Origin of the sequence: Croceicoccus bisphenolivorans (genome assembly GCF_001634625.1) — a bacterium.
GTDB classification, from domain to species: Bacteria; Pseudomonadota; Alphaproteobacteria; order Sphingomonadales; family Sphingomonadaceae; genus Croceicoccus; species Croceicoccus bisphenolivorans.
Genome location: NZ_LRSE01000005.1, coordinates 26,222 through 42,664 on the forward strand (window position 1 = coordinate 26,222; position 16,443 = coordinate 42,664).

The window sequence follows — 16,443 nt, forward strand, 5'->3', positions numbered from 1 at the left end:
TGACATCCTGTCACCCTGTGATCGCGGCCGCGAACCCGCACTGTTCCGCGCCTTAAAGCCGCATCGGACAGGGTGACACGTTGCGCGGGCGAAACGGATTTTATCGACGGAAATGAAAGAGCCGCCCGCACAATGGCAGGCGGCTCCCGCGTAGGAAAATAACGTCCGCCCCCGCCGCCCGCTTCACCGGTGGCGGACCGGGAAACGGGCGTGGGGTCGCAAGTGTGGCGCGGTCAGTTCGCGCCGATCCGGTAGAGGATCTGGATGCCGCCGCCCGCATCGGGGCTGCCGTCGGCAAAGCCGGTATAGCCATAGCCCTGAAGCAGCAGGGCGGGGCTGACCTTGTAAGTGGCCGAGGCCGTCGCCTCGCTACGGTCAGGCGAGGTGGTCAGCGCGCCTTCGCGCCATTCGTAATCGAGGCCGAGCGAAAGCTGCGGCCCGGCCTTGGCATAGATGCCTGCGCCGGCCTGCCACACATCCTGCAGCGGGTAGAGTTCGTTCGATCCGTTGAACCGGCGCCCGCCGCGCACGGCGGCGCTGACCGCGCCGAAGCTGTGCAGCAGTTCGCCTTCTGCGGTAAAGTCGGTGGTGCCGGTGCCGAGAAACTTCGATTTCGACGCGGTCGGCAGCTTCACCTTGCCGATAACGTCGAACCACGTCGCATCGCCGATCGGCAGGGTGTAGCCGGCGGCAAGGTTCACGTCGCCCACGCCGCTGCGCGTGTCGATGACGACGGTGTCGCCGCCACCGCCGCCATTCCCGTTACCGTTGCCGGGGCTGACGCCGCCATCGCCGGGGATCACGCCTTGCGGGCCCTTGATGCGGACGTAGGGGACGGAAGCGCGAAACCAGACGTTATCGCCCTGGTATTTCACGCCGACCGGCACGGCCAGCATCTCGGTATCGGCAACGTCGCCATAGTCGCCGCTGGAATAGTCGGCGCCAAGGCTGAACTGCCAGTATTCGTCCGCCATTGCGGGCGTTGCCGCCATCGCAAGGGCCATGGCTGCGCCCGCTGCGACGCGATGCGACGCCTTGCGCAGATTAATTTCGCTCATCGAAAACCCTCATGTTCCCGTTATTCTGCAAAAGAACATGCAGGGCGCGGCAGCATCACCGCTGCGGCGCCCTGCATGTCATGTCATGTGCCCGATGTCAGGGACGACCGGCGTGTTCCGGCTTTTCCGGACGCTCCGGCTTTTCGGGCTTTTCCGCCTTTTCGGGGCGCTCGACCCGTTCGGCCTTGGCGACCCGTTCGGCCTTTGCGGGACGATAGTGCTCGACCGTGGTCGTGGTGTTGCCGTCCAGGTCGGTGGTCTTGATCAGGGTGTTGACGTTGCCGCTCGGCGTGGAAACGGTCTGGGTGTACTGCGTGCCCACCACTTCCATCACCGGCGCGCCCTGCGTGCCGTCTTCGTTGGTTTCGAACAGCGGCTCGCCATCGGCACCGGTTGCCTGCTCGGTCAGTTCGGTCTGTTCGCGCAGGACTTGCGCGCCGTTGCCGCCGGCGGTCGGCTCTCCGACGACAGTGCTGGTCTCGACTTCCTCGACCTCGGGCGTGTCGGTGCCTTCTCCGGCGTCCTGCGCATGGGCGGTGACCGCCGCTACGGCGAGAAGCGCGGTTGCGCTTGCGAAAATTGTCTTTTTCATGATGTCCTCAACTCCCCGCGCCTGAAATGGCGCCTTGGTGGATCTCCCTGTTGCCGGGCCAGACTCCACCCCGCGAATTAACGCCGTGTTAATTCGCGGGATTAACGCGGCGTTCACCAGGTTTACACCGGATGAGCCGTGTAACAAACACCGCGAACGTCAGCTGGCTGCTTCTTCGGTCGCCTCCACCGCTTCCAGCAACCGCTTTTCCAGCGCGTTCAAACGGCTCTCGCTGGTGATCTTGTCGCCCAGAAGGTCGGTTACGTAGAACGTGTCGGCCGCGCGCTCGCCATAGTTGGTGATGTGGGCCGAATTCACCAGCGTCTTGGATTCGAACAGCGCCCGCGACAGGCGGTTAAGCAGGGCGGGCCGATCGCGCGCGTTCACTTCCACAACGGTGTAGCGGTTGGACGCATCGTTGTCGAAATTGACACGCGGGCGCACGTCGAACGCATTGGCGCGGGTGCGCGCGGTGGGGCGGGCGGCCAGTTGCGGCACCAGCTTCACCTTGTTCGCCAGCGCGTCCTCTATCCCCCTTACCAGCCGTTCCAGCTGGCCATCCTCCTTGAACGGGCGACCCAGCGGGTCCTGCACCAGGAAATTGTCGACCGCGCGGCCGTTGCGCGTGGTGTGGATGCGCGCATCAATGATGTTGCCGCCGGCAAGGTGGATCGCGCCGCAGATGCGGCTGAACAGGCCGGGATGGTCGGCGGCCATCGCCGTCACCAGCGTTGCCCCGCGCGCCGAATAGTACTGTGTCTCGATCGACAGCGGCTGCTTGCCCATCGCCTTCATCTGGCGCAGGTTGGACACGATGACGTCCTCGGCCTCCGCGATCCAGTACGATGGGTGCAGCGTCGAACCCAGTTCCTCGACCAGCGCAGCCTCATCGCCCAGCAGTTCGGCAACGGCGTGCTTTTTCGCTTCGACCCGCTTGTCGCGGCCATGCCCCTTGTGGCCCAGCCTGATGCGTTCCTCCGCCGCGAAATAGAGGTCGGAGAGAAGCTGCCCCTTCCAGCTGTTCCATACGCCCGGCCCCACCGCGCCGATGTCGACCACGGTCAGGATCAGCAACTGGCGCAGCCGTTCCAGCGATTGCACCACTTCGACGAAATCGCCGATCGTCTTGGGGTCCGACAGGTCGCGCTTGAATGCGGTGGCGCTCATCAGCAGGTGGTATCGCACCAGCCATGAAACCAGCTCGGTCTCCGTCTCGTCCATGCCGAGGCGCGGGCAGACCCGCTTGGCAAGTTCGGCGCCCAGCACCGAATGGTCCCCGCCGCGCCCCTTGGCGATGTCGTGCATAAGCGTGGCGACATAAAGCGCGCGGCGATGTTTCAGCTTGGGCAGAAGCTTGGTCGACAGCGGGTGCGAATCGGCGACTTCGCCGCTTTCGATGTTGCCAAGCATCCCGATGGCGCGGATCGTGTGTTCGTCCACGGTATAGTGGTGGTACATGTCGAACTGCATCTGCGCCACGACGCGGCCGAATTCGGGCATGATGCGACCGAACACGCCCGCCTCGTTCATCCAGCGCAGCGCCAGTTCGGGATTGTCCTGACTGGCCAGCAGTTCGAGGAAAAGGGCATTGGCCTTCGGATCGGTTCGCACAGCGCGGTCGATCAGCACCGCATCGCGGTCCGCCTTGCGCATCGCTTCGGGGTGGACTTCCACGCCTTCCTGATTGGCCAGCGCGAAAATCTCGATCAGCCGCTTCGGGTCTTTCTGGAAGAACGTGTCGCCGGGCACGTTGATGCGCCCGCCCGCGATTTCGAACCCCTTGATCGTGCGCTTGCGATCGCGCAGCCGCGAAATGAGGTTGCGGCTGGACCGGCGGGCGAACTGTTCGTCCAGCTGGGCAAGGAACACGCCGGTCAGGTTGCCGACGCGCTTCGCCTGCAGGAAGTAGAAGCGCATGAAGCGTTCCACCGCGCTCTTGCCCGGGCGGTGGACGAAGTTCATCCGCTCCGAAACCTCGCGCTGCAGGTCGAAGGTCAGGCGGTCTTCCTCCCGCCCGGTGATCATGTGCATGTGGCAGCGCACGGCGAGGAAGAAGTTTTCCGCCCGGCGGAAGGCGCGGTATTCAGATTGCGACAGCAGGCCCGCATCCACCAGTTCGGATGCGCTGCGCACGCGGTGGATGTACTTGCCGATCCAGTAGAGCGTGTGCAGGTCGCGCAGGCCGCCTTTGCCTTCCTTTACGTTGGGTTCGACGACATAGCGCGAATCGCCCATGCGCTTGTGCCGCGCGTCGCGCTCTTCCAGTTTATCCGCGACGAACTGGCGTTCGGTGCCCTTTACCACCTCGTTCCAGAAACGGTCGCGGGCCTGGTCGAACAGGTTCTGGTCGCCCCACAGGAAGCGCGATTCCAGCATGGCGGTGCGGATGGTCAGGTCCTGTTTTGCCATGCGGACCATGTCGTCCAGCGTGCGGCTGGAATGGCCGACCTTCAGGCCAAGATCCCACAGGTAATAGAGCATCGCCTCGATCACCTGTTCGCACCACGCGGTGTTCTTCATCGGGGTGAGGAAGCCGATATCGACGTCGGATTGCGGCGCCATTTCGCCCCGGCCATAGCCGCCCACGGCCACGATCGTCAGCCGTTCGCCCGACGAACGGTTGGCCAGCGGGTAGACGTGGGTGATGACATGGTCGTGGATGATGCGCACCACCTGGTCGATCAGGAACGACTGCGCAGCCGCCGCCTTGTGCCCGGCCGCGGGCTCCTCCATCAGCCGGTGCGCGATCTCGTCCCGCCCCTTCTGCAGGCTTTCGCGCAGCAGGGCGACGATCGGCTTGCGGTCGAACGTTTCCATGCCCTCGACAAGCGAGTCGAGCCGGGCAACGACCTTGCGGCGGTTGATAATGGCGCGCTGGTTCGGGATCGTGGGATTGGCCAATTGGGGTCCTTCGTTCGTATGGGCGTTCGCGCTACCGGGCAATCCTGCCTGCTTACTCGTCTCTCATCCCTATATTGGCTTGGCGCGATGCAAGGGAAGGGGCAGCTTGGCATCGGGGGCGCAAATGCCTGCTGCCGATGCTTGCGACACCCACTACCATCGCCGCACCGCCTGTGCCACAAGCGCGCCCGATGCGCCGTGGCCCCCGCCCGCGCGGAAACGAAAGTCCGGTCAATTGCTTGAGATGCTTGCTGCCGCCGCCGACACGGCGAACACCCCGATCCACTGGGCGGACCTTGGCCTGAGACCGGGAATCGACATTTTCGGTTTCACGCTGCGCTTCTATTCGCTCGCCTATCTGGCCGGCATTGTCCTGGCCTATTTCCACCTGACCAAGATGCTGAAGCAGCCGGGCGCGCCGATGGCGCAGCGCCATGCCGAAGACCTGTTCTTCTGGTGTACGCTGGGCATCATCATCGGCGGGCGGCTGGGCTATGCCACGTTCTACGAACCCTCGCTCTGGGCCAATCCGGACCAGCTGGTGCAGCTGTGGAATGGTGGGATGAGCTTCCACGGCGGGGTGATGGGCGTGCTGCTGGCGATCGCGTGGGTGTGTTTTCGCGGCAAGCTCAATTTCATCCGCGTGTGCGACTACATCTCGGTCAACGTCGCGTTCGGCATGCTGTTCGGGCGTATCGCGAACTTCATCAACGGAGAGCTGTGGGGCCGCCCCACCGATGTGCCGTGGGCGATGGTATTCCCGCGCGCCGGGCCGCTGCCCCGCCATCCCAGCCAGCTTTACGAGGCCGCGCTGGAAGGCGCACTGATGATGGTGATTATGCTCTCGCTGTTCTGGCTGACCCGCGCCCGTTATCGCCCCGGCCTGCTGGTCGGCGTGTTTACCGCGGGCATCGCGGCGGGCCGCTTCACGGTCGAATTCTTCCGCGAACCGGACGAGCAACTGGCCGAATTCGCGGCCAGCACCGGCCTGTCGATGGGCCAGTGGCTTACCCTGCCGATGATCGCGGTGGGCCTTGGCATGGCGGCATGGGCGCTTAGCCGTCCGGCCATCGGGCAGAAGGCGCCCCGCGCTCCCGCACCCGACGCGGCCTGAGGGGCGGAGAGGCTGCGCGGCGTGGCGCGAAAGGACCTTGCCGAACATTTCCGCCGCCTGATTCGCAACCTCGGGCCGATCCCGCTTGCGCAATTCATGGCAGAGGCGAACGCACACTATTACAGCGCGCGCGATCCGCTGGGCGCGAAGGGTGATTTCATCACCGCGCCCGAAATCAGCCAGATGTTCGGAGAGATGATCGGCGGCTGGCTCGCGGACCTGCGGGCGCGGGCCGGTGGGAACGCCGGTGCACAGGACGCTGCCTATGTCGAACTCGGCCCCGGGCGCGGCACGCTGGCGCGCGATGCGTTGCGGGTGCTGGCGATGGCGGGCGGCGCGGCGCAGGTTCACCTCGTCGAAGGGTCGCCTGCGCTGCGGGCTGAGCAGGCGCGGTTGCTGCCCGATGCGCGGTTTCACGACGATATCGCTTCGCTGCCCGACGATCGCCCGCTGCTCGTCGTTGCCAACGAATTCTTCGATGCCCTGCCGGTGCGCCAGCTGGTCCGCACGGCAAGCGGCTGGCGGGAACGGATGGTCGGGCTGGAAGACGACAGGCTCGTTCCCGTTTCGGGCGACAGGCCGATGGATGCCGCTGTTCCCCAACGGCTTGCTGATGCGGCAGAGGGCGCGATTCTCGAAACCTGTCCGGCGGCATCGGCGATCATGCGCGAACTTGCGTCGCGCGTGGCGCGGCAGGGCGGGGCGATTCTCGCGATCGACTATGGCTATGCCGAACTGGCCCACGGCTCGACATTTCAGGCCGTGGCCCGCCACGAACGGGCGGATCCTTTCGCGGCGCCCGGCACGGCGGATCTTACCGCGCATGTCGATTTCGGCGCATTGGCCGATGCCGCGCGCGGTTCGGGGCTGCGGGTAGACGGCATTACGGCGCAGGGCGCGTTCCTGATGGCGCTGGGCATGGGGTACCGCGCGGCCGCGCTGGCACGAGCGAATCCGCAGGGCGCAGAAGACGTTTTTGCCGCCTTGCAACGCCTCACTGCACCCGATGCGATGGGGTCGCTTTTCAAGGTGATCGCTGCCGTCCACCCTGCATGGCCCGAAAGTGCGGGGTTCGCGGTTGCGGAAACAGGGTAAAATGCCTGTTGGAAATTTCGCGTACCATGTCTATGAGGCGCGCCAAGACGGGTCCTGCATGGGGCGAAATGCCCATGCGTGCGGCGTATCCGTGCGGGTCCGGGGGCGGACGCTCTCCGGGTGGACTACGAACCTTCCTGCCTGACATTTCCGTCGGGCAGCCAGATCAGGGATAGCCAGGCATGGCAGAGGCGACGATCGACAACCCCGCGCTTGCGGACGGTGATGAAGGTGGCGTCCGCCGCCGCGACTTCATCGAAATCGCTGCGGTTTCTTTCGGGGGCGTTGGCGCGCTTGCCACTCTCTACCCGCTGATCAGCCAGATGGCCCCGTCGAAGGACGTGCTGGCCGAATCCAGCACCGAAGTCGACGTGTCGGCTATCCAGCCCGGTCAGGCGATCAAGGCCGTTTTCCGCAAGCAGCCGCTGTTCGTGCGCCGCCTGACGCCCAAGGAAATCGCCGAGGCCAATGCCGTCGACGTCGGTTCCCTCCGCGATCCGCAGACGCTGGAAGAGCGTACGAAGGAAGGCCATGCCGACATGCTCATCACGATGGGCGTCTGCACCCACCTTGGCTGCGTGCCGCTTGGCGCGGGCGAGGGCGAGGTGAAGGGCGAGTTCGGCGGGTATTTCTGCCCCTGCCACGGCTCGCACTATGATACCGCGGCCCGCATCCGCAAGGGTCCCGCTCCGTTGAACCTGCAGGTTCCGGAATACGAATTCACTTCCGAAACCACCGTCAAAGTCGGCTGAGGATAAGAGACGATGAGCTTCCCCTGGGCGAACCACTACCAGCCGACCAACCCGTTCATGCGGTGGATGGACGAAAAGCTTCCGCTTCCGCGTCTGGTCTATAACGCGATCGGTTCGGGCTACCCCGTTCCGCGCAACCTGAACTACTGGTGGAACTTCGGCGTGCTCGCCGGCTTCTGCCTGGTGATCCAGATCGTCACCGGCGTGATCCTGGCGATGCACTATGCGCCCAACGCGCTGGTCGCCTTCGATTCGACCGAACACATCATGCGTGACGTCAACTGGGGCTGGATGCTCCGTTACGCCCACGCCAACGGCGCTTCGGCGTTCTTCGTGGTCGTCTACACCCACATCTTCCGCGGTTTCCTGTTCTCGTCGTACAAGGCGCCGCGCGAAATGATCTGGCTGCTGGGCGTCGTGATCTTCCTGCTGATGATGGCAACCGCCTTCATGGGCTACGTGCTGCCGTGGGGCCAGATGTCCTTCTGGGGTGCGAAGGTCATCACCGGCCTGTTCGGCGCGATCCCGCTGGTCGGCGAACCGCTGCAGATCTGGCTGCTGGGCGGCTTTGCCCCGGACAACGCCGCGCTGAACCGCTTCTTCAGCTTGCACTTCCTGCTGCCGTTCGTGATTGCCGGTGTCGTCATTCTGCACATCTGGGCGCTGCACATCCCCGGCTCGTCGAACCCGACTGGCGTCGAAGTGAAGCAGGAATCGGACACCGTGCCGTTCCACCCCTACTACACCGCGAAGGACGGCTTCGGTCTGGCCGCGTTCCTCGTGATCTACACCGCGTTCGTGTTCTTCATGCCGAACGCGCTGGGTCACCCGGACAACTACATCCCGGCCAACCCGCTTTCCACGCCGGCACACATCGTTCCCGAATGGTACTTCTGGCCGTTCTACGCGATCCTGCGCGCCTTCACGTTCGACTTCTTCTTCGTTCCGGCAAAGCTGCTTGGCGTGCTGGCGATGTTCGCAGCCATCCTGGTCTGGTTCTTCCTGCCCTGGCTCGACACCTCGCCGGTCCGTTCGTCGCGCTACCGCCCGCTGCTGCGCAAGTTCATCTGGTTCGGCTTCGTGCCCTGCATGGCCGCGCTGTTCTACCTGGGCGGCGCACCGGCCGAAGAACCCTACGTCATGTTCAGCCAGCTGGCCGCCGCGTACTACTTCGCGCACTTCCTGATCATCCTGCCCATCGTGTCGATGATCGAGAAGACGAAGCCGCTGCCGAACTCCATCACCGAAGCGGTGCTCGCCAAGCATGGCGAAACCGCAGCCGCCGAATAACAGGCCGATAACAGGGAAAGACGAAAACCATGGTCCGCCTTATTGGTATCCTAGTCGGCATCTTCTTCAGCGGCTGGCTGCTCGTGACCCTCGCGGTCGGCTTCTTCACCTGGGCTAGCGAGCCGAAAGTGGAAACGGCCGAACACGTGTTCCACGAACATCCGAAGGAACTGCATCTGGCCAGCGATGGCCCGTTCGGCCACTTCGACCTGCAGCAGGTGCAGCGTGGCTACAAGGTGTACAAGGAAGTCTGCTCGGCATGCCACTCGCTGCGCCACGTCGCTTTCCGCGATCTGGAACAGCTGGGCTATTCCGAAGCGCAGGTGAAGGCCGAAGCCGCGATGTGGCAGGTGCCGGGCATCGATCCGGTTACCGGCGAAGCCACCACGCGCCCCGGCACGCCGACTGACTACTTCCCGAAGCCCTTCGCGAACGACGTCGCCGCGCGCGCTGCCAACAACAACGCGATCCCGCCGGATCTCTCGCTGATGGCCAAGGCTCGCCACAACGGCGCCGCCTATGTCTACTCGCTGCTGACCGGTTATCAGGAACAGCCCGAGGCTCTGCTGACGGAATTCCCCGAAGCAAAGACTCCGGACGGCCTTCACTACAACCCGTACTTCGCGAACCTGAACCTCGCGATGGCCAAGCCGCTGTCGGACGGTCAGGTCGACTTCGACGACGGTTCGCCGAACGACCTCGATTCGATGTCGCAGGACGTGGCTGCCTTCCTCGTCTGGACCGCAGAGCCCACGCTGGCGAAGCGTCACCAGACCGGCTGGCCGGTGGTGCTCTTCCTGATCATCCTGACCGTGCTGTCCTATCTCGCCTATCGTAACGTGTGGCGTAACAAGGAGCATTGAGCTCCACGGGGGTAGTACCCGGGTTTAAAAGGGGCCGCCGGTTCGATCCGGCGGCCCTTTTTGTGTGCGGTGCGCCCCGGCGGCAGCGCGGATCAGCGCGCGGCGACGCCGAAGATATCGGCCGCGATCCGCCCGTCATTGCCATAGATGCCCTGACTGCGCGAAACCGCGTGGCACTGGACATCGGCTTCGGCAATTCCGGCAGCTGCAAGATGCCCGCCCATCGCGAAGTAGGGTTCATCGTTGAGATGCGCGATAAGATCCTCGACCGTTTCCCAGCGTTCGAAGACGAGGATGGTATCGGCCTTGCCCGGATAGACCGCCCATTCGTAGGCAAGGCAGCCCTTTTCGGCGAGAGCGGCGTCGATCAGCGGTGCAGCCTCCAGAAGGACCGGACCGGCTTCGCCCTCCATCCTGATCCAACCTTCGACGATAACCTGCATTCGTTCTCTCCCTTGTCTGCACGGACAAGGGGATGCGCCCGCGCGGGGGACAAGAAAACTGGCCGAAAGGGAAGGGGGCATGCAAACAGGCGTTGACGAACGAGCCTGCAAGATGGCAAGCGCAACGCCGCACGCGATCGCGTAACGATGAGCGGGTATAGCTTAGTGGTAAAGCTCCAGCCTTCCAAGCTGGCTATGCGGGTTCGATTCCCGCTACCCGCTCCAACTTCCCGTCCAGCGATGTTCGTATCAGTCTGGACATACCCCTGAAATCCACGGTATTTAGCAGCTTATCGGGCCGCATCCGTTCAGCCGCGTCCATATCTAACCACCCATCGTTGGGGGTATGATTGGGGGAAGCCGATTGAAGCAGGGGGTACGGATTGCGGCGCTGGGGGTATGCGAGGCAGGCCATGGCGCTCACTGATGTTGCAATCCGGCAGGCAAAGCCGGGACCGAAACAATACAAGATGGCGGACGGGCTAGGCCTGTATCTGCTCGTCACGCCAGCGGGCGGCAAGCTCTGGCGGCTGAAATACCGACTGGCAGGTAAAGAGAAGCTCATGGCCTTCGGTGCCTATCCCGATGTGAGCCTTGCCGATGCCCGGAAGCGCCGGGATGAAGCCAGAGAACAGATTGCCGCCAGCAAGGACCCCTCGCGAGAAAAGCGCCGCGCCAAGGTCCGTCAGCGGGCGGAGGCCATGAACACCTTTGCCATCATCTCTGCCGAGTATTGCGCCAAGCGCAAGGCGGACGGGCATGGCGGCTGGTCTCCCGCCACGGCCAAGCGGAGCGAATACCTGCTGTCCCGCCTGAATGCAGCATTGGGCAGTCTGCCAATTGGCGAGATCGAACCTGCCGACATTCTGGCCGCTGTTCGCAAGATCGAAGCCAAAGGAACGCTGGAGAGCGCCCGCCGAACATTGCAGCTTGCAGGCATGGTGTTTCGCTATGCCGTAGCAACGGCGCGGCTGGCGTCCGATCCGACACGCGATCTGCGCGGGGCGTTGGCGACGCCCAAGGTGACACACTACGCGGCCATTCTTGAGCCAGTGAAGGTGGGCGAGCTGCTGCGGGCGATCGACGGCTATGAAAGCTTGGGGATGACCCGGCTGGCGCTGCAACTGGCTCCCCATGTCTTTGTGCGCCCCGGTGAATTGCGCCATGCCCGCTGGGATGAAATCGACCTGGACGGGGCGCTCTGGACCATCCCAGCCGAAAAAACCAAGATGCGGAAGGATCACCGCGTTCCGCTGTCCCGGCAGGCCGTGGCGATCCTGCGGGAGATTCACGCCCTCACCGGCCCGGCTGGCTATGTCTTTCCCTCCGTCCGAACCCGTGCCCGACCTATGAGTGAGAACACATTGAATGCCGGGCTGAGGCGGCTGGGCTATGCCAGTGATGAGATGACCGCCCACGGGTTCCGCGCCATGGCTGCAACACTGCTGAACGAAAGCGGCAAGTGGCATCCCGATGCAATCGAGCGGGCGCTTGCCCATGGCGATGCCGACAAGGTGCGCGCCGCCTACACACGGGGCGCATACTGGCAAGAGCGGGTGGAGATGGCCCAATGGTGGAGCGACAATCTCGATACGCTGCGCAAGGGCGCGGACGTTGTGCCGATCAATCGAGCGAAGGGGAAAGCGAAGTGAAAGAACAGGATCAAAGCGAAGCCAAGTTGGCGGCGGTTTTTGAGGCCATCAACGAGGTCGTGCGGGAGGCGCTGGCGGATGGAGTGTCAGCATGGGAGCTGCGCCGTGCGCTGCTGGCGCGGGCAGCGTTCACATTCAAGGCTGATCCAGCGGAAGGCATTGCCGAGTTTGAATACTACCGCAGGTTGCTCGTGCGTGAGTTGATCCACCCGCCAGTGGCAGAGGCTGCCTAGCCACCGAACAGACAAAGTCCCGCGAGGTTGGGATGGCGCTTACAAACCGCGAAGCGGCAAAGCAGCGCGCCGCTGGGGGGATCGGGATGCCACACGCGCGCGCGATACCCCGCAACTCTCAATGCCAATCTGCGCAGTGCATGGGCTGATGAATGGCCATGGCCAGCTGCATCATGACCTTTTGCCTGGAGCACCCCTCCCCCCCTCGTGGGTCCTCCCAAAAGCCTTTCATTACAATGGGGTGCGGCAGCGCGTGGGGCGTGGCTTTCTCATTTCCGGCAGCGCCTCGCGGTTTTGATTGGATTTGTCTTTTGCGTCGACGTGGCAAAAAGGGGCCCGTTTGCCACTTGGAGCGCAATGAATTCCATGGGAACTAAGGGAACATGGGAACAAGCTATCAGAAACCCGCAGATTGCCTCGCATCCGGAAGCCATCGGGCTGTTCCCAATCGGCCATCGATCTTTGGGAACATGGGAACAGCGCGGCAACCGTCGAGAGCGATCGCAAGGCGGTGCGGTCCGCCGTTGAGCCTAGAGACCTTTCCAGCGCCGCCGGCTGGGCCGGTTATGCCGTTCGTGGAAAATCCGCGCGCGTGTGGCATCCCCCCTGCCTCTCTCGACCAATTGGGGTGAGTGATGGAAGGCGAGCCTGATCCAGTGGCCCTTGGGCCGGCCAATATGGCCATGCTGGCCCTTCAAGGTGAGGTGTCCTTGGAGTGGGTAGGCAGGGCCGCTGCGATCATTGCGGAAAGCCTTGCCTCATACGATACGTCGCATCCCCGTGAACTGCCGCGCGTTCCCCTCGACCAGCTGGGCGAGGCCGTTGCGATCGATGATGCTCGATGCTTCCTTGAGCTAGTGGCCCAGCTGTTCGATGCCCAGCCGAGAACGCTGATCGATTATCGGGCTGACCTGGTGTTGGACCGAAAGCCGGGTAAGCCGATAAATCAAGACCTCCTCGCGATCCGAAATCTCATGATGGCCAGTGCTGTCGAGCGGCGCATTGCCGATGGTATGGTGCGAAAGGCGGCAATCGGAGAGGTAGCGGACAAATATGGCATCGGCGAACGGACTGTCGCGGGTGCCTTGGCCGAGCTGCGCCGGGCCCGCGCCAGCCGCGATGCAGGTAATTCGGAGAATTGACCGCATAAGAAACTTGCTGCCCGCTCTGAACTGATGTGCATTTTAGCGAACTCCCACAACCAAGGGGAGTTTTGGAAATGCATGACACACCTGCAGGCGCACCTCTCGCCTATTCGATCAAAGAGGCCTGCCGTGCCACCTCGCTGGGGCGAACACGAATTTTTCAGCTTATCGCCAGCGGGCGGCTGGAAGCCGTCAAGGTCGGTAGCCGCACCCTGATCCCGGCCCAGGCCCTGCACAAGCTGCTGGAGGGAGATCAGTGATCGGCGGTGGTGGTGCCGTGCGATCGGGTAGAATTGATTTCGGGCGGGTGAATCAAGTTGCGCTGGGCAACGCCGTCGCTGTCGTTCGGGGCTTGTTGCCAGAGGGAAGGTTGGAAGGTCACGAGTACGTCGCCCGCAATCCGCTGCGTCCCGATCGGCAACTGGGCAGCTTCAAGGTTAATATCTCATCCGGACGATGGGCTGATTTCGCCACCGGCGACGGCGGCGGCGACCTGGTGAGCCTTGCCGCCTTTGTATCGGGGCTTCCCCAGCGCGAGGCCGCAATTCGGCTGGCGGAATCCATGGGGGTTTCTCCATGGGCATGAATGATAAGCCTGATGACCCGTTCGCCAATGTCTCCAAGTCGATCGCGGGCGGGAGCGAGTTGTCAGCCGGGAAAGTGCCAGATGCGAAACGCAAGAGCGCGCCCAAGCCCAAGGGTGAATGGGTTTCCCCGGTGCCCGCCGATGCGCCAGACGCACGGACTTCGCACAATCGCCATGGCAAGCCCTCCGCATCGTGGGCCTATCGCGATGGGGTTGGCGCGCTGATCCATTGGGTGTGCCGCTTCGACAAGCCGGACGGCGCTAAGGAAATCCTGCCTCAAACCCTATGGCGTGATGCCGGGCGGCTGAGCTGGCGCTGGGCTGCGCCGCCCGCTCCTCGCCCGATTTACGGGCTAGATCGCCTCGCTATGGTGCCAGCCGCGCCCGTGCTGATCGTGGAAGGCGAAAAGACGGCGGACGCGGCGGCTGGGCTGTTTCCCGGTTTCGCGGTGGCGTCATGGTCGGGCGGGTCGAAGGCGGTCAGCAAGGCCGATTGGGCAGCGCTGGCGGGCCGCAGGGTGGCGATCCTGCCTGATGCCGACACACCGGGACGCGAAGCCGCTCAAGCTGTCCGCAAGGCCGCGCTGGCGGCTGGGGCAGAGGGGGCGGCTATCGTCGAGCTGCCCGCCTCGTTGCCAGCCGCATGGGATTGCGCGGATCCTTTCCCGTCTGACTTCGCCCAGCCCGACTTGCTGGACCGCATCGGCACGGCGATCGAGGCGGCGAACGCCGGGCATCTCGAAACCCCGCCTGGCTATGAGCTGGACGATGATGGTTTGTCCTGGCTGGAGCCGGGCAAGGATGGCGCTGACGCAAGGCGCGTGCGCTTGTCCGATCCGTTCGAGATCATGGGCGAGGCGCGCGATGGCGAGGGCGGAGATTGGGGCTTGCTTATCCGGTTCCGGGACCGCGATGGGGTGGAGAAGCGCAAAACCGTCAAGCGGGCTGCGCTGGCGTCCGATGCTGGCGCAGTGCGGGCCGAGCTGGCCGGCGCGGGCATGTTGATCCTGTCCGCGACGGGCCAGAGTGATCGCTTCATTCGCTTCCTGCGGGCAGTGACGCATAGCGCGCGCCTCACCTTGGCGGAAAGAACTGGCTGGGTTGATGCCAGCCGCTTTGTCCTGCCACATGCCGTAATCGCCCCGCCGGGCGCGGAGCCGGTGCATTTCGACGGAGCGGCGTCGGCTCTGCACTATCGTCAGTCGGGCAATCTGGACGGATGGAGACGCGACTTGGCTGCACTGGCGCCGGGTAACAGTCTCCTCACTTTCGCCATTTCGCTGGCCTTTGTCGGGCCAATCATGCGCTGGCTCGAGATGGAGGGCGGCGGCTTTCACTTTCGCGGGGCCTCCAGCACCGGCAAAACTTCGCTGGCGATGGCGGCTGGCAGCGTGTGGGGCGGCGGCGGCTCACTGGGCTTCGCCTCAAGCTGGAGGGCAACCGGAAACGCCTTGGAAGGCGTTGCCCACGGTCATACCGAAACGCTGCTGATCCTTGACGAGTTGGCTTTGGTTGATCCGCAAGAGGCGGGCAGCGCGGCCTATGCGCTCGCCAGCGGCCAAGGAAAGGCGCGCGCGCAACAGAGCGGTGCGTTGCGGCGGCGGGCAGAATGGCGGGTGATGGTTTGCAGCACTGGGGAAATAGGGCTTGCCGATCATATGCGCGCGGCCAAGCGAGGCGAACGGACGATGGCCGGGCAGGAGCTGCGCCTGCTCGATCTGCCAGCTGATGCGGGCGCGGGCTTTGGGGCATGGGAAAACCTGCACAACGTGGAGAGCCCAGCCGCCTTTTCCGATGCGATCAAGGCGGCTTGCACTTCACACTACGGCCATGCCGGGCCTGCCTTCGTGCGCGGCCTTGTGGCGGATGGTCTGCATTGGCAGGGCGAAGCGAGGCGACTGGCAAAGGCTTTCGCCAGCTCGGCTAAGCAAGACGGGGATAGCGGGCAGGTACATCGTGGAGCATTGCGCTTCGCTGCCGTCGCTGCGGCTGGAGAAATGGCAGCGGCGCTTGGTATCGTGCCGTGGCGATCCGGTGAGGCAGAGGCGGCGGCGCTGGCGTGTTTCAATGCGTGGGCGGCTGGCTTTGGCCGCACCGGATTGCGGGAGCATCGGCAGATTCTGGAGCGAGTGCGGAACGCGATACAGGCAGGTCAATCCCGCTTCGCCCATATTCCGAAGGCCAAGGTGTATTCATCCTATGAGGATGATGAGCCGAGCGATCGCGCCGCCATAAGCAACCGCGAAGGGGAGGCGCGGTCATTATCGACGCTCGGCTACCTCCACGACATTGAGCCGGGCAAGCCGTGTTATCTGTTCCACGATAGCGGCTGGAATGAAATTCTCACCGGCTGCGACCCGAGGGAGGCGGCGACCGTCCTGCAATCGCATGGCTTCTTGGTGCCCGGCGATGGCGGGCGGCCCAAACGCAAGCAGCGCGTAGGAGATCAAAGCCCCCGCTTCTACACCGTCCGGGCAAGCATTCTGGAATGGGATTCGGGCGACCTTGGAAAGCGGGGTGTTGGCGAAAACGCCCGTCCAGATAATCCACCTGGTGGTGTTGCGGTGCCATCGCGTCCCGAACGCCCAGCCGCCCATGATTGGGGTGAGGCGTCGAGCGATCCTCTGGCGGATTGGGAAGGCAGCGATTAGATGGTTGCCGCCCTGCCATTTTGTCAACTCGACTTGTTCGAAACGTCGCCGGATAGCCCCTCTAGGCC

General features: G+C 63.9%; 15 protein-coding genes and 1 tRNA gene. 12 read left to right on the plus strand and 4 right to left on the minus strand.

Annotated elements, in window-relative coordinates; translation table 11 throughout:
* Window positions 1-233 precede the first annotated feature (233 nt).
* From A7A77_RS06520 to A7A77_RS06530, 3 genes are all read right to left on the minus strand, one after another.
* Entirely contained in the window at window positions 234-1,058 is an 825-nt protein-coding gene (locus tag A7A77_RS06520) for a hypothetical protein (RefSeq protein ID WP_066555550.1), read from the minus strand.
* 97 nt (window positions 1,059-1,155) lie between these two features.
* A complete protein-coding gene (locus A7A77_RS06525) occupies window positions 1,156-1,650 on the minus strand; it encodes a hypothetical protein (RefSeq protein ID WP_066555552.1) in 495 nt (164 codons plus the stop codon).
* A 159-nt stretch (window positions 1,651-1,809) separates the two neighbouring features.
* Window positions 1,810-4,551, minus strand: coding sequence for a [protein-PII] uridylyltransferase (locus A7A77_RS06530; protein WP_066555554.1), 2,742 nt, complete (start codon window positions 4,549-4,551; stop codon window positions 1,810-1,812).
* A 244-nt stretch (window positions 4,552-4,795) separates the two neighbouring features.
* Between A7A77_RS06530 and lgt the strand changes: the two genes are divergently transcribed.
* The 5 genes from lgt (at window position 4,796) to A7A77_RS06555 (ending at window position 9,665) form a co-directional block, all read left to right on the plus strand.
* Window positions 4,796-5,665, plus strand: a complete 870-nt coding sequence (gene lgt, locus A7A77_RS06535; protein WP_066555557.1) for a prolipoprotein diacylglyceryl transferase — start codon at window positions 4,796-4,798, stop codon at window positions 5,663-5,665.
* A gap of 21 nt (window positions 5,666-5,686) precedes the next feature.
* Complete coding sequence (locus A7A77_RS06540; protein WP_425388546.1) at window positions 5,687-6,760, plus strand: class I SAM-dependent methyltransferase; 1,074 nt, start codon at window positions 5,687-5,689, stop codon at window positions 6,758-6,760.
* A gap of 182 nt (window positions 6,761-6,942) precedes the next feature.
* Window positions 6,943-7,512, plus strand: a complete 570-nt coding sequence (gene petA, locus A7A77_RS06545) for a ubiquinol-cytochrome c reductase iron-sulfur subunit (RefSeq protein ID WP_066555561.1) — start codon at window positions 6,943-6,945, stop codon at window positions 7,510-7,512.
* Window positions 7,513-7,524: 12 nt separating this feature from the next.
* Entirely contained in the window at window positions 7,525-8,802 is a 1,278-nt protein-coding gene (locus A7A77_RS06550) for a cytochrome b (protein ID WP_066555563.1), read from the plus strand.
* A 29-nt stretch (window positions 8,803-8,831) separates the two neighbouring features.
* Window positions 8,832-9,665 carry a cytochrome c1 gene (locus A7A77_RS06555; protein WP_066555564.1) on the plus strand — a complete coding sequence of 278 codons (834 nt, stop codon included), beginning with the start codon at window positions 8,832-8,834 and terminating at the stop codon, window positions 9,663-9,665.
* A 92-nt stretch (window positions 9,666-9,757) separates the two neighbouring features.
* Here A7A77_RS06555 and A7A77_RS06560 read toward each other — a convergent pair whose 3' ends face one another.
* Window positions 9,758-10,108: a putative quinol monooxygenase gene (locus A7A77_RS06560; RefSeq protein ID WP_066555569.1), complete on the minus strand. Its 351-nt coding sequence runs from the start codon at window positions 10,106-10,108 to the stop codon at window positions 9,758-9,760.
* Between the two features lie 151 nt (window positions 10,109-10,259).
* Between A7A77_RS06560 and A7A77_RS06565 the strand changes: the two genes are divergently transcribed.
* The 7 genes from A7A77_RS06565 (at window position 10,260) to A7A77_RS06595 (ending at window position 16,375) form a co-directional block, all read left to right on the plus strand.
* Window positions 10,260-10,333 (plus strand) — tRNA-Gly (locus A7A77_RS06565).
* A 188-nt stretch (window positions 10,334-10,521) separates the two neighbouring features.
* The gene (locus tag A7A77_RS06570) at window positions 10,522-11,760 is read left to right on the plus strand and encodes a tyrosine-type recombinase/integrase (protein WP_066555571.1); all 1,239 of its coding nucleotides are present in this window, start codon (window positions 10,522-10,524) and stop codon (window positions 11,758-11,760) included.
* Window positions 11,757-11,993: a hypothetical protein gene (locus A7A77_RS06575; protein WP_066555572.1), complete on the plus strand. Its 237-nt coding sequence runs from the start codon at window positions 11,757-11,759 to the stop codon at window positions 11,991-11,993. Before A7A77_RS06570 ends, A7A77_RS06575 begins: the two co-directional genes overlap by 4 nt.
* Window positions 11,994-12,628: 635 nt before the next feature.
* A complete protein-coding gene (locus A7A77_RS06580; protein WP_066555573.1) occupies window positions 12,629-13,135 on the plus strand; it encodes a hypothetical protein in 507 nt (168 codons plus the stop codon).
* Between the two features lie 77 nt (window positions 13,136-13,212).
* Window positions 13,213-13,398 carry an excisionase family DNA-binding protein gene (locus A7A77_RS06585; RefSeq protein ID WP_066555575.1) on the plus strand — a complete coding sequence of 62 codons (186 nt, stop codon included), beginning with the start codon at window positions 13,213-13,215 and terminating at the stop codon, window positions 13,396-13,398.
* Window positions 13,395-13,724 carry a hypothetical protein gene (locus tag A7A77_RS06590; protein ID WP_156500460.1) on the plus strand — a complete coding sequence of 110 codons (330 nt, stop codon included), beginning with the start codon at window positions 13,395-13,397 and terminating at the stop codon, window positions 13,722-13,724. Before A7A77_RS06585 ends, A7A77_RS06590 begins: the two co-directional genes overlap by 4 nt.
* The gene (locus A7A77_RS06595) at window positions 13,715-16,375 is read left to right on the plus strand and encodes a DUF927 domain-containing protein (RefSeq protein WP_066555577.1); all 2,661 of its coding nucleotides are present in this window, start codon (window positions 13,715-13,717) and stop codon (window positions 16,373-16,375) included. The genes A7A77_RS06590 and A7A77_RS06595 overlap by 10 nt, the downstream gene beginning before the upstream one ends.
* Window positions 16,376-16,443 lie beyond the last annotated feature (68 nt).

Bases quoted from the DNA above. Each gene is read 5' to 3' on its own strand.
- A7A77_RS06555 (WP_066555564.1), top strand. From the start codon at position 8,832: ATGGTCCGCCTTATTGGTATCCTAGTCGGCATCTTCTTCAGCGGCTGG.
- A7A77_RS06560 (WP_066555569.1), bottom strand. From the start codon at position 10,108: ATGCAGGTTATCGTCGAAGGTTGGATCAGGATGGAGGGCGAAGCCGGT.
- A7A77_RS06520 (WP_066555550.1), bottom strand. From the start codon at position 1,058: ATGAGCGAAATTAATCTGCGCAAGGCGTCGCATCGCGTCGCAGCGGGC.
- A7A77_RS06570 (WP_066555571.1), top strand. From the start codon at position 10,522: ATGGCGCTCACTGATGTTGCAATCCGGCAGGCAAAGCCGGGACCGAAA.
- lgt (WP_066555557.1), top strand. From the start codon at position 4,796: ATGCTTGCTGCCGCCGCCGACACGGCGAACACCCCGATCCACTGGGCG.
- A7A77_RS06525 (WP_066555552.1), bottom strand. From the start codon at position 1,650: ATGAAAAAGACAATTTTCGCAAGCGCAACCGCGCTTCTCGCCGTAGCG.
- A7A77_RS06585 (WP_066555575.1), top strand. From the start codon at position 13,213: ATGCATGACACACCTGCAGGCGCACCTCTCGCCTATTCGATCAAAGAG.
- A7A77_RS06550 (WP_066555563.1), top strand. From the start codon at position 7,525: ATGAGCTTCCCCTGGGCGAACCACTACCAGCCGACCAACCCGTTCATG.
- A7A77_RS06595 (WP_066555577.1), top strand. From the start codon at position 13,715: ATGGGCATGAATGATAAGCCTGATGACCCGTTCGCCAATGTCTCCAAG.
- petA (WP_066555561.1), top strand. From the start codon at position 6,943: ATGGCAGAGGCGACGATCGACAACCCCGCGCTTGCGGACGGTGATGAA.
- A7A77_RS06580 (WP_066555573.1), top strand. From the start codon at position 12,629: ATGGAAGGCGAGCCTGATCCAGTGGCCCTTGGGCCGGCCAATATGGCC.